Origin of the sequence: Streptomyces sp. NPDC021012 (genome assembly GCF_044333355.1) — a bacterium.
GTDB lineage: Bacteria > Actinomycetota > Actinomycetes > Streptomycetales > Streptomycetaceae > Streptomyces.
Map to the genome: position 1 here is coordinate 1 of NZ_JBIRQU010000012.1, position 12199 is coordinate 12199.

Below are 12199 nucleotides of genomic sequence, written 5' to 3' on the forward strand. Positions count from 1 at the left end.
ACACCGCTCGGCCTGGACCGCCCAGCTGGGCGCCCTGCCGGTGATCGAGGGGACCGTGATCCGCCTGCAGGTCGAGCACCTGCCCAGCGGCGCGACACCGAAGCCGGTCTGGCTGTGGTGGTCGGGCACCGACGCCACCCCGGCCGACATCGACCTGCTCTGACAGGCGTTCCTGCGGCGCTTCGACATCGAGCACACCTTCCGCCTGTTCAAGCAGACACTGGGCTGGACCTGCCCGAAGATCCGCACCCCCGAAGCTGCCGACCGCTGGACCTGGCTGATCCTCGCGGCGTTCGCCCAACTACGGCTTGCCCGCCCGCTGGCGGCAGACCTCCGGCGGCCGTGGGAGACACCCAGCCCGCCCGACAGACTCACCCCCGCACGAGTCCGTCGCGACTTCCGGCACCTCCGCCCCAAGGCCGCCTGCCCGGCCCGAGCACCGAAATCTTCGCACCCCGGTCCAGGACGTCCGCCAGGACGCAAGAACACCCGGCCGACCCCACGCCACGACGTCCACACAGTCCGCAAAACAGACACCATGAAACCGAAGGCGAAGAAGTCGACGACCCCACGGCCTCGCCGCACAGGTTAAAGATCAAGCTAGGCAGTGTCTTCAAAATGGCCGGGGCTGTTGGATCATGTCCCTGAATCCCGGTCGTTGGCCGGTTCCGCGTGGCTGGTCAGCAAGAGTCGCCTGGTCTGCGACGGCCGGGACCGTTCTCCCACATGCGTCGTCACGGGCGACCACACCAGCGACTGCACACGGGATCCGACATGGGCGGTCGACCAGCGGAAATGACGCAGGACGCGGATGGCCGGCATCCGGCGCCTCGGGGTGAGGCGCCGGATCCCGCGCCGGAGGCGGTGGCGGGTTACGTCGTAGGGATTGCCGGGCCGGCTGCCTCCTGCCGCGGGCTGTCCGGTTGGTTTCCACCGGTTCCGGTCCGGGCGTGGGAGGCGGCCGAGGGGTGGTTCAGTCCTCCTCGACCTCGGGGGTGAGGAAGTCCACGCCGTCCCAGAGTTGGCGTTCCTTGGAGCGGGGGTCGCTGACGACCTCGTTGGCGGTGGTGTTGTCCTTGGCGAAGGTCATGACCGGGCGGGTGACGGTGTCGTAGGCGGGCCAGTCGGCGCCGGGCTTGCCGGTGCGCGCGAACGTGATCCAGTGCGAGCGGATCGCCTTGGCCAGCTCGGCGGGCGGGGTGGCGCCGAGGAGCTTGTCGGCGCCGGGGGCGTCGAGGCTGTCCCAGAGGAACGGGAGGTCGACGATGTGGCCGGCGCCGATGGGGAGGGAGGTGCCGGCCGTCGCGGGCGAGCGCCAGCCGATCTCGTAGACGTAGGCCGGGGCGGCGCCTTCGCGCTGCCGGGTCTCGGCGACGTGGTAGCTGGGGATGCGGAAGAGGCGGTCGGTCATCACGGCCGCGAACACCTCGGCCGGTGTCGAGCGGGTGTAGGGCGCGGTGTCGTTGGCGCTGTAGACGTCGTATGCGCTGGCGGGCGCGCCGTAGACGGAGAGCCGTTCCTTGAGCTTGTCGGCCTGGGCGTTCGCGATGTCGGGGTAGGGCGCGACGAAGAAGCGGTGCTCTTCGGTGGTGGTGCCGATCAGAAGCGGGATCTTCGAGCCCACGCCTTCGCGGAGGGACTCGATCGGGGCCTTGGGCAGCAGACCTCCGTCGATCACGGGCTGGAAGGACATGCCGCACGAGTCGATGGTGCTGTCGCCGTAGGCGCTGCGGTCGGCTGTCTCGACGACGCCGTTGTGCGCGAGCTGCTGGGCCTTGACCACGTCGCCGGGGTCCTTCGGGGCGAGGAGGTGCGCTTCGGGGGCGTAGGTACTGACGCGGAGGGCCACCTCCATGGACAGGCGTCGCGCGTCCTCGGGGCGCTGGCCGATGCTTGCGGTGCCGCTCTGCACGATGGCCTTGTGGAACAGGTTGTCCTCGGCGACGTATTCGGAGGACAGCAGTGCCAGGATGCTCATCGCGCCGGCCGACTGGCCGAAGACCGTGACGTTGTCCTTGTCGCCGCCGAACTCCGCGATGTTGTCCTGCACCCACCCCAGGGCCGCGATCTGGTCGTGCAGCCCGCGGTTGTTGGTCCCGTTGTTGAGGTACCCGAAGCCTTCCATGCCGAGGCGGTAGTTGAAGGTGACCAGCACCACGCCCTCGCGCGCGAAGGCGGAACCGTCGTAGAGGGTGCCGGCGGAGGAGCCGCGCATGAACGCGCCGCCGTGGAACCAGACCATGACCGGGCGGGGCCCGGTCTGCTCGCGCGGCGCCCACACGTTGACCGTCAGGACGTTGCCGTCGCCCACCAGCGCGGGATCACCGCTCAGCAGCGTATCGAAGATCCCGTCGGTGGCACGGGACGGGGCGGGACCGAACGCGTTCGCCTCGATCCCGCCCCCCTCGCCGAAGTACGCCGCCGGAGCCCCGTACCGCAAGTTGCCGGTCGGGGCTTCCGCGTACGGGACGCCGAGGAACGTTCCGATCCCGTTTTTGACCTGCCCGGACACCGGGCCGTACCCGAGATCGATCTGCCATACCTCGCTGGACACGGTCTCACCTCGTCTTCAGATTGGGGGTCGCCGCCCACCGCAGACGCGGGGACGGCTCACGGCCATCATGATCAGAACGATCTCGGCGAGGGCGCCCCCGTCAGCCAATCACTCAAACGGGTGAATGGGTGCTCCGGCCTGGACAGCCGGCCCATCCGCTCGCTGGCGGCATCCGCGCGGCAGGGCTGACGGCGCGCCCCTCAGCCCTCGGCTTCCCTCACCCGAAACCGGTGACGGCACCACACCTGTCTGCGGCAGACAGGGCAAGCCTGAGCTGCACGGACGGCACCCTGATCGCCTTGAATCGCACGATCTCCCCTACACCGCGCTGCGCATGGTTCTGCCGTCAGACATCACGCCCACATCAGGAGTGATGCGAGGGTGACCGCTGCTTCGTAGGACTCGGCGGTCTTGTCGTACCGGGTGGCGATACCGCGCCACTGCTTCAGGCGGTTGAAGCACCGTTCCACGACGTTGCGGTGCTTGTAGGCCTCGCGGTCGAAGGCCGGCGGGCGGCCGCCCCGGCTACCGCGCCGGGCCCGGTTGCGGGCCTGGTCGGCCCGCTCGGGAATCGTGTGCGCGATGCCGCGGCGGCGGAGCCAGGTGCGGATCGCTTTCGAGCTGTAGCCCTTGTCGCCCAGGACGTGATCGGGCCGGACCCGGGGCCGCCCCGGTCCGATCCTGGGCACCCGGATCGCCTCCATCACGTCGGTGAACCGGGTGCAGTCGTTGGTGTTGCCTCCCGTGACGACGAGAGCGAGTGGACGGCCCCGCCCGTCGCAGGCCAGATGGATCTTGCTGGTCAGGCCGCCTCGGGACCGGCCGAGGGCCGGGTCGCGGAGCCCCCTTTTCGGGCCCCGGCCGCATGCTGGTGGGCGCGGACGACCGTGGAGTCGACCGACACCAGCCAGTCGATGTCGCCCGCCGCGTCCGCCTTCGCCTGCGCGGTCCGGAGCATCCGGTCGAACGTGCCGTCCGCGGCCCACCTGCGGAAACGGGTGTGGAGCGTGGCCCATGGCCCGTAACGGTCGGGCACATCCCGCCAGGCTGTCCCGGTCCGGAACTTCCACACGATCCCGTTCAGCACCCGGCGGTCGTCCCGCCGCTTCCGTCCCCGCAACGACACGGGCAGCAACGGCCGCACGAACTCCCACTCGGCATCGGACAGCTCATGACGACATATCACTCCACCATGATCCACTACCCAAGATCATTTGAATACACCGCCTAGGGGGGAGATCGTCCTGCTCGGTTGCAAGGGTAGTTACGGCATCGTCAGCGCCTGCATCAGGAAGAAGCTCACCTCGCCCGGCCGGTCACCGCACAACCCCGACATCCCGCCAGGTGGCCAGATGGATTCCCAGCCGCCCGGAGACGCTCACGGAAGTCGAGCGACTCCAGCTCAAGGCCGTGCTGGCCGACTGCTCCGAGCTTGACGCCCTCACCGGCCACGTCCGGGCCCTTCGCCCAGATGCTCACCGAGCGCCGGGGCGAACGACTCCCTGAGTGGCTCGACGCCGTCCGCCAGGACGACCTGCCCAGCCTCCGCACCCTTGCCGCGGGCATCGACCGCGACCGCGACGCCGTGATCGCCGGCCTGACTCTGCCCTGGAGCTCAGGCGTCGTGGAAGGGCACGTCAACCGGATCAAGATGCTCAAGCGCCAGATGTTCGGCCGCGCAGGCTTCGCCCTCCTGCGGAAGCGCGTCCTCATGTCCTGATCACCGACGACGGGAGGAACTCGATGGCAGCGGCGGCGGCGGATGTGCAAGCCTTCCCCTTCCAGATGCCGACGGAGAAGACCTTGATGACCAGCGACGACGCCCTCGAGCAGTTCAGACACTTCGCGCGTGAGAGGGCATTTGGCAGGCATGTTGGGTCGGACAGGCTCATCCAGGCAGGTCTGGACGCGCTGATAGCTGGGATCGAGAGCCCGTCCCTGGCCATGCTGGCTGGGCTCCTCCGGAGCGAAGAGCCCGAAGGCCGTCGCGAGGATCACCGATGACCGGGACGAACTGCTGGTGTTCTACGACTTCCCGGCGGAGCACTGGGGCCGCCTGAGGAGCACGAACCCGATCGAGTCGACGTTCTCCACGGTCAAGCTCCGTACGAAGGGCACCCGCGGGGCCGGCGGTCCGGCCGCGGCGCTGGCGATGGCGTTCGAGCTCGTCGGGTCCGTCCAGGCCCGATGGTGTGTGATCATCGGCGCCCACCTGGTGCCCCTCGTCCGGGCGGGGGACCGGTTTGAGAACGGCGTCCTGGTCGAGCGCCCAGAGGCCGCGTAGTCGGGTCGGCCGGTCAGCCGGCGAAACCGCCATTGCTCTTCAACAGTTGGCCGTTGACCCACTGTCCCTGCGGTGAGCACAGGAATTCCACCAGGTCAGCGGTGTCCTGCGGGCTGCCCAGACGTCCCAGCGGTGTCTGGCGCAGTACGTGGTCTCGGATGTCGTCGGACATCCAGCCGGTGTCGATCGGGCCCGGGTTGATCACGTTGGCGGTGATCCCGAGGTGAGCGAGTTCGTGGGCAGCGGACAGGGTGATTCGGTCGAGTGCGCCCTTGCTCGCCCCGTAGGGCAGGTTGCCGACGGTGTGGTCGCTCGTGAGGGCGATCACGCGTCCGGTTCCCGGAGTCCCGTTGAAGCGTCGGCCGAACTCACGGATCAGTAGCCAGGAGGCACGGGTATTGACCGCGAAGTGGCGGTCGAAGCTCTCCAGGGTGGTGTCGAGCAGGCCCGAGTCCACCGACTCGCAGTGACACATCACCAACGCGGTGACGTTGCCGAGACGGCCCTCAACCTGATCAAAGACCCGCCCCGGGGCCTCAGGATCGGTGAGGTCCGCCTCGATCGCCACCGTGTCGGCGCCCCGTTCTTCCAGGGCCTTCGCGATGGTGGTCGCGGCGTCGGTCTCGACGCCCCAGGCCATGCGCGCGTCGTACGGCGTCCAGTACGTGAAGGCGACATTCCAGCCTGCTTCGGCCAGTCGGTGAGCGATCCCCGCACCGATCCCGATGGACCGGCCGACACCGGTCACCAACGCGACCGGTCTGGCGGACTCGAACAGGGGCTTCTCATCAGCACTCGTCACAAGGCGCAATCGTTCGGCCTCCGCACGGCGACGGCAACCCGATTTTCCTTCAACTCATCCACAAGTCTTGACGATTACTCCTTCGAAAATGCTGTCCACGTCGTCTTCGCCCGACACATGCTGGAGCTGATCCGCCTGATCCGCCTGATCTCCGAGGACGTGGGGTACCACGGGAACTGGGCGGTAGCCGTCGGAGCCGACCGGCTCCGTGACCGACGCTGATGGAACCAACCGTCTATCTTCGCCAGTAACCACCGGTACAGCGCGACACCTACGAGGAGAGCACAGGCGTCACTCTGGTCGAACTGCGAGGAGCGCAAGGCGCGGTGACTCACAGGCTCCTCGGCCCCCTGCTCCGCTCGCCGGACTCCGAAGAGGCGTTCGCCAAGGCCCTGGCTGACGAAGAGTGAGTCGTGCTCCCGGACGCTTTGGACCACACCATCAGGAGGAACCAGTGTCGTACCCGCAACCGCTCACTCCCGAGGAGAAGCTCGCCGAGGCGAAGAAGCTGTTGAGGCTCCCGCGTATCGTCGCGATCTGCGGCTCCACCCGTTTCATGGCCGAGATGACCGAGGCCGATCTGCGGGAGACCGAAGCCGGAAAGATTGTCGTCAAGCCGGGTTGCGACATGAAGTCGCCGCACGAGCTTTGGTCCGACCCCGTCGAGGCCGAGGCGCTGAAGGTCCGACTCGACGATCTCCACCGGGCGAAGATCCGGCTCGCTGATGAGGTGCTCGTTGTGAATGTGCGCCCGAGTTCCCCATCGCCCCGCTCCCCGCGGGCGGTGCCCCCGGTCCTGCGGAGTGCGTCGACAGCCCTGTGTCACCCGCGAGGGTGAACATCGAGGAAGCATCAGAATTCATGAGCTTCCATCCGGCAGTCTGAGATTTCGCTGAGTATGGCGAAGTTGAGGGGGCGGGATGTCGCTCGCTGTCGTTGCACCAATCCGATCTCGACCGCTGTTGGAGTCGCCGCAGGACATCGCGGCCTTCGAGCAGGACCTGCTGTCTGAGTTCGTGCTCGCCCGGGCTGCGGCCGGGATCGCCGACGAGACAATTTCCGGAGACGTGGATGCGCTGATGGAGGTGCGCGGCTGGTGCGGCCGCCCGCTCTGGGAGCTGGTCCCGACTGACCTCGACCGGTTCTTCGGTGAGGACCAGCGACGGCTGGCCACGCTGACGAAGGTCCGCAAGGCGCAGTCCCTGGCGACGTACTTCGAGTTCCTGGAGGTGCGGCATCAGGCCGATATCCACGCGGCGACTGGCGTGCTGGTGCAGTGCCCGGTCGATGAGATCAACCGCCCGCGAGGCAAGACCAACATGCGGGTGCGGATCCCGCCGCCGGCCGCGGACGTCGATCGGCTCTTCGCCGGATGGCGCGACGATCTACATTCGGCTCGGAAGTACGCGCCGTGTGTCCGTAATTACACCGCATGCCGCCTGGCCAGCCTCATCGGCCCGCGGGTCTCGGAACTGTGCCTGCTCGAAGTCCACGACATCCGCTGGGACCTGGGCACCTTCGGCAAGGTGCTGCTGCGCGGCAAGGGCAGCCGCGGTCAGAAGAAGGAGCGCCTGGTCCCGCTCATCAATGGTTCTCGTGAACTCCTCGAATGGTGGCTCCAGGGCCCGCGGTGGGAGTTCGACGGGCACCTCGATGAGCCCGGTGCACCGCTGTTCCCCTCCGAGCGCCGCGATCCCGCTGGCCGCTGCAAGCGCGTGAGCACCAGCGCGATCCGGGGCGCGATGGCGGAGGCAGTGCAGCGCCACCTGCCTCGCTGGTCCGGCCGTGCTACTCCGCACGCGCTCCGGCACTTCGCCGCGTCCGATCTGTACGCACAGGGCATGAACGTCGTCGCCATCCAGGAGCTGCTCGGTCATCGCTGGATCAACACCACGATGATCTACGTGCACGTCAACAAGACCCACATCGAGGACGCCTGGACTTCCGCCGGCCAGCGGGCCGCGTCTCGGTTCACCGGATAGCCCAGGACAGGAGCCGGAATGAAGTGGAACCTGCGGCTGGCCGCCGCGCAGCGCGACATCTGGAAGTCCTCGCAGCTGCAGTCGATGCTCGCCGACGCGGGCCTGACGATCAGCGCGGGGAAGATGTCAAACCTGTGGTCCGGGCAGCCGGTCACCATCCGTCTGGACGACCTCGACATCATCTGCGAGGTCTTGGGCTGCCAACCCAACGACCTTCTGGCCCCGGAGCCCGAGAAGGCCCGCGCTCGTCGTCCCGCAAGCACGTCCGCCCCGGCGGCGGTCGCGGGCGAGCACCCCAGGATCGAACGTCGGGTCGGTCGGACGGAGCCACCGCTGTGAACCTGCGGCCCCGGCCGTGCAAGCAGTGCGGCGACAAGGTCGCGGAGTACGGCCGGCTCCGCTGCTTCAGCTGTCTGCATCCCGAACTTCCGCCGCCGACCTGCAAAGCATGCGGCAGCGACGCCTACTACGTCGGCGGCTACTGCCGTCGCTGTCATCCCCGCGTGCCGTACGCGGACAGCTGTAGCGACTGCCTCGCCTGGGGCACCTGGCACCGCCACGGCCGCTGTGCAGCCTGCACTTCCTTACGCAACCGCGGTCACGAGACCGGCACTTGCGCGACCTGCCGTCGCACCGTGCCACTCCTCAAGCACGGGGTATGCCGGCTGTGCCGCTGCCAGGCCCAAGCCGTTCCTCGGACGTGGCAGCGCCCGGACCTCACCACCGCGGCCACCACCGGGCAGCAGCTGTTCATCGCCGATCTGGTTCGGCGGGTCCACCTTGCCGCCCGGAGGCGGGAGCGCGGCTCATCCGATGCGCACCAGCTCGTCGGCGGCCCATTCTGGGCGATGCCTCGGTGGCGTCAGGAGCCGCTGTTCGTCGCCGAGCGGGACATGTCGCGCGTCACCGTTCCCGGTGTCGAGCCCATCGATCCCGCCTTCACCGCCTACGTCTCCGCGCGGGCCGAGGCAAGCGCCGAGGCCCAAGGCTGGTCACCGGTCTTGCGCGAGCGGGTGCTGCGAAGCCTGTACCTGCTGACCGCCGTCCACGGCCCGCACGAAAGTATCAAGGCCAGCACCGTTGCCACTCTGCCGCGCCAGCAAGTCAGACGTGCCATCACCCGGGTTACCGAGGTCCTCGCTCACCTCGACCTCCTCGACGACGACCGCATCGATCCCCTCGACGCGTGGATCCACCGTCGGCTCAGCGACGTGCACCCGGAGATCCGTGCAGAAGCCCTCGTGTGGATCCGCATCGTCCGATACGGCGGGCCCCGTCGCCGGCCCCGTTCGCCCAACACCGTCCGCAACCAGGTCAACGCCTCGGCCCCATTCCTCCTCGACTGCTCGAAGCGCTACCGCACCCTTCGCCAGGTCACGCGCGCCGACCTCACAGAGTGGCTTGCCCACTGCTCATCTCCGCACAACGGTGCCGTCGCGCTGCGCAACATGTTCAAGACCCTCAAGAGCCAACGGCTGCTGTTCGCCAACCCCGCACGCGGCCTGCGACTGGGGGCGAAGCCCACCTCGGTGCCCATGCCGCTGAGCGCCGAGGCGATCCAGGCATTGGCCGCGGCCGCCGAGAGCGACCCCGCCCTGAAGCTGCTGGTCGCCCTCATCGGCATTCACGCGCTCTATCCCCACCAGGCCCGCGAGTTGCCCTTGGCTGCCATCGACTTCACCGGTGGCCGGCTCGTACACGACAACATCGACCACCCCCTCGACGCCTTCACCCGTCAGGCCGCCGCTGACTACATCCGACTCCGGCACTCACGCTGGCCACACACCCGCAACCCCCACCTGTTCCTCAGCTCGCAGACCGCGCACTCTCGCACGCCGGTCACCATCGGCTGGATGCAGCCCTTGCTCAAGGATCTTCCGGTCACCGCCCAACGACTCCGCGAGGACCGGATCCTCGAAGAGGCCGCCGTCACCGGCGCCGACCCGCAACACCTGTGCGCGGTTTTCAACATCACCCCCGACACCGGACTGCGCTACACCCGGACATTCCACCCCGACCCCTTGTCCGACTGAGACCAGGCGGGTGCCTGACCCCGCGGTCCGTCAGGTTGGATGGCACCGTGGCGAGACGACCCAAGACGAAGAAGAAGCGGCCCCCCTTTGGCATACCGAAGGAGATCATCCTGCTGACCGGGCAAGACGTGTGGCCCTACACGTTCATCGCTGACGACTCGGGTGGCGGATGCGGCAAGATCCCGATGCCCTCCGACGCGGCCCCTGAGGAGGTGCAGACGGCGATCTTTACCCAGCTTGCGGACCTCACCCGCATACTCCACGGCGTTGAGATCGACGTTGAGTGGTCTTCCCTGACGCCGGACTCGTGGGTAGGCCACATCCGGCGTGTCACCGCGGAGGAGCCTCCTCCGCCTGGCGCGGTACCTGAAGTCGGCTGACCACCGATCGGCTCACCGGACACCGAAAACGTCATGTGCTTCGACACTGAATCAGTCGGAACCGAGCTGTACACAGCTGAGGATCCCGGCCGGCAGGGCCAAGTTCGTGGTGCCAGCGTCTCAGAAATCGCGAACTCAGGCGCTTTCGTCGGCGACTACATCGGAGACAGCACCCGAGCCGAAATCGCCTACGCCCGGTCGCTGGGCAGGCCCGTGCGGTTCACGCATCCCGAAGTCGCCCCCGACGTCTGACCGCCCACCCCCGTACCCTCCGCAGGCCGCAGGCACCCCTTGGAATTGATCATCTAAGGGCTGCCCCGCAAAGATCGGCTTGTGTGCCCGGTCTCAAGGGCACGGAGCCCGGGAGACATGATGTCCTCCGTGATGAACGGTGCAGAGCCGCATCCGTTCACGGACGACACCGACACCGACTACCTCCTCCACCACCCTGACTGGGATCGCGCCGAGCTTCTCGCTCGCGACGACGGGCACTTCATGGGACCGGGCCTGTCCTGGCCCGAGTTCGTCGCGGCCACAGACAACGCGCTACCCGGCGGCAGCACCACAGATCCGCATGCCCGCCTGCTGCTCCTGCTGCCGGCGTTCGGGGGCGACGAGATACCCGACGATGCCGTTGACCGCCTGGCGAACGCGCTACGCGCCCGCACCAGCGTGGAAGACCCCGGACCTCTCGCCGCTGTTCTCCTGGAAGATCAAGGGGCTCCCGCCCCCGCGCGCTGGACGTCAGCCGAGCACGGTTTCTCCGTCAACGACGACGCATGCTCTTTCCACAACCCGGTCAACAGCTTCGCGCTGTCCGCCGATCGTCTGGACCGGGTGGCCAACGCGCTGGCACCGCGACCCGCGCACTTCAATTTGCAACCGTGAGTGAGCCGTTTTCATCCTGAACAGCTGCAGGTCAGCAGCGTGTGAACGGCCTGGACGATGGTGCCGATGCGGCGGGTGGAGCATCTGACTCGGCGGAGTAGTCGCCTCTGGTCTGGCGGTCTGGGCCGGACTGAGCCTCGGGCGGCCCGGAGATCCCTTCGACCGGACCCGGCATCCCCGCACTCGCGCCAGGTCCGGCGCCACCGACCGCTCGCTGACCCGAAGCGCGACAGCGGTCTCCCGATTCCTCTTCCCGCCCTCGAAGCATTCCACTGCCTGCAGCCGGATCCGGTCCCGTGCATCCTCTCGACGTCGGTCGACCCACCGCCTTGCGCGTACTCACAGCCCAGGGCTACCGGAACCGACGGGCAGCCGTCAGGCGAACGGCTCCGGCAACACCCAATCAAGTTCAGTAGTGACTTTGCGTGATCGTCAGGGGCGTATGGCTCCAGGCACCGTCGGCCTCCCCCGTCGAACGCGGCCGGGGGCCTTCGAGCCGCTGATAGGTTCCTGCCGTGAGTGAACAACTGCCCGACGGCGGCATCGAGCTGTCACCCGACGAGATCGAAGCTCTCGATGCCAGGTGGTCGTCCTGCTGGACCCCGAGTGAGGTCGCGCAGCGGTTGGCCGGGGTCAGCGCACCCTGGTACGTGGCCGCGGGCTGGGCGCTGGACCTCTTCCGCGGTAGGCAGACACGCGCTCATGGGGACATCGAGATCGCGATTCCGGCCGCGAGCTTTCCCGAGATCCGCCGCCGTTTCCCCGGCTACATCTTCGACGCGGCAGGCAGTGGTCGGATCTGGGAGGACGCCACCCCGGAGGTGCTGACCGCCGTACACCAGACGTGGCTCCGCGATCCGGTCGCCGGAAACTACCTGGTCGACGTGTTCCGCGAACCGCACGACGGAGACACCTGGATCTGCCGACGCGATGAGCGGATCCGGTTTCCCTACAGCGGCATCATCCGCCACACCCAGGACGGTATCCCGTATCTGGCACCCGAACTGGTCCTGCTGTTCAAGGCCAAGCATGTCCGCCGGAAGGATCAGTCGGACTTCGACGAGACCGTCCCGCACATGACCCTGGCTCAGAGGCGGACCCTGGCTGAGCTGCTCGGCCGCGTACACCCGGGGCATCCCTGGATCACGCACCTGTAGTCGACCATCCACCGGTGAGCTCTTGGGACATCGGAACGAAAACCGGGGCTGTCCCGCCCAGCGAAGCTGCTAGTGCCGTGACCGCATAGGTTCACCGGGTTGCTCGTTGTGCTGGTTGG

General features: G+C 67.9%; 12 protein-coding genes and 3 pseudogenes. 11 read left to right on the forward strand and 4 right to left on the reverse strand.

Annotated features, from left to right (window positions below; genetic code table 11):
- Positions 1-592 (forward strand): annotated as a pseudogene (locus ACH4TP_RS31205) (transposase); the annotation flags it as partial.
- Between the two features lie 381 nt (positions 593-973).
- On the opposite strand, the gene ACH4TP_RS31210 reads toward ACH4TP_RS31205, so the two are convergent.
- Together ACH4TP_RS31210 and ACH4TP_RS31215 are read right to left on the reverse strand one after the other, a co-directional pair.
- Positions 974-2554, reverse strand: a complete 1581-nt coding sequence (locus ACH4TP_RS31210; protein WP_398439781.1) for a carboxylesterase/lipase family protein — start codon at positions 2552-2554, stop codon at positions 974-976.
- Positions 2555-2907: 353 nt separating this feature from the next.
- Positions 2908-3737, reverse strand: a protein-coding gene (locus ACH4TP_RS31215) for an IS5 family transposase (protein ID WP_398439909.1) whose coding sequence is annotated in 2 segments (ribosomal slippage) — positions 2908-3398 and positions 3398-3737 — 831 coding nt in all. Because the reading frame shifts where the segments join, the coding sequence is not laid out codon by codon here.
- 288 nt (positions 3738-4025) lie between these two features.
- Between ACH4TP_RS31215 and ACH4TP_RS31220 the strand changes: the two genes are divergently transcribed.
- The 3 genes and pseudogenes from ACH4TP_RS31220 to ACH4TP_RS31230 all read left to right on the forward strand — a co-directional run.
- The gene (locus ACH4TP_RS31220; RefSeq protein ID WP_398439910.1) at positions 4026-4274 is read left to right on the forward strand and encodes a transposase; all 249 of its coding nucleotides are present in this window, start codon (positions 4026-4028) and stop codon (positions 4272-4274) included.
- A gap of 23 nt (positions 4275-4297) precedes the next feature.
- Positions 4298-4558 (forward strand): hypothetical protein, encoded by a 261-nt coding sequence (locus tag ACH4TP_RS31225; protein ID WP_398439782.1) that lies wholly within the window; start codon positions 4298-4300, stop codon positions 4556-4558.
- Positions 4518-4838 (forward strand): annotated as a pseudogene (locus ACH4TP_RS31230) (transposase); the annotation flags it as partial. The gene ACH4TP_RS31225 and the pseudogene ACH4TP_RS31230, both read left to right, overlap by 41 nt.
- Positions 4839-4851: 13 nt before the next feature.
- Here the strand turns inward: ACH4TP_RS31230 and ACH4TP_RS31235 are convergent.
- Complete coding sequence (locus ACH4TP_RS31235) at positions 4852-5640, reverse strand: SDR family oxidoreductase (RefSeq protein ID WP_398439784.1); 789 nt, start codon at positions 5638-5640, stop codon at positions 4852-4854.
- A 454-nt stretch (positions 5641-6094) separates the two neighbouring features.
- Between ACH4TP_RS31235 and ACH4TP_RS31240 the strand changes: the two genes are divergently transcribed.
- The 6 genes from ACH4TP_RS31240 to ACH4TP_RS31265 all read left to right on the forward strand — a co-directional run bounded on the left by ACH4TP_RS31240 (position 6095) and on the right by ACH4TP_RS31265 (position 10923).
- The gene (locus ACH4TP_RS31240; protein ID WP_398439785.1) at positions 6095-6478 is read left to right on the forward strand and encodes a hypothetical protein; all 384 of its coding nucleotides are present in this window, start codon (positions 6095-6097) and stop codon (positions 6476-6478) included.
- Positions 6479-6560: 82 nt separating this feature from the next.
- A complete protein-coding gene (locus tag ACH4TP_RS31245) occupies positions 6561-7622 on the forward strand; it encodes a tyrosine-type recombinase/integrase (protein ID WP_398439786.1) in 1062 nt (353 codons plus the stop codon).
- Between the two features lie 18 nt (positions 7623-7640).
- Positions 7641-7961 carry a helix-turn-helix transcriptional regulator gene (locus ACH4TP_RS31250; RefSeq protein ID WP_067344253.1) on the forward strand — a complete coding sequence of 107 codons (321 nt, stop codon included), beginning with the start codon at positions 7641-7643 and terminating at the stop codon, positions 7959-7961.
- Positions 7962-8257: 296 nt separating this feature from the next.
- Entirely contained in the window at positions 8258-9655 is a 1398-nt protein-coding gene (locus ACH4TP_RS31255; RefSeq protein ID WP_398439787.1) for a hypothetical protein, read from the forward strand.
- A gap of 47 nt (positions 9656-9702) precedes the next feature.
- Entirely contained in the window at positions 9703-10035 is a 333-nt protein-coding gene (locus ACH4TP_RS31260; protein ID WP_398439788.1) for a hypothetical protein, read from the forward strand.
- A 369-nt stretch (positions 10036-10404) separates the two neighbouring features.
- Entirely contained in the window at positions 10405-10923 is a 519-nt protein-coding gene (locus ACH4TP_RS31265; protein ID WP_398439789.1) for a hypothetical protein, read from the forward strand.
- Positions 10924-10934: 11 nt separating this feature from the next.
- On the opposite strand, the pseudogene ACH4TP_RS31270 reads toward ACH4TP_RS31265, so the two are convergent.
- A pseudogene (locus tag ACH4TP_RS31270) lies at positions 10935-11051 on the reverse strand (IS5/IS1182 family transposase); the annotation flags it as partial.
- A 387-nt stretch (positions 11052-11438) separates the two neighbouring features.
- On the opposite strand from ACH4TP_RS31270, the gene ACH4TP_RS31275 reads away from it, so the two are divergent.
- A complete protein-coding gene (locus ACH4TP_RS31275; RefSeq protein ID WP_398439790.1) occupies positions 11439-12080 on the forward strand; it encodes a nucleotidyltransferase domain-containing protein in 642 nt (213 codons plus the stop codon).
- Positions 12081-12199: the final 119 nt, after the last annotated feature.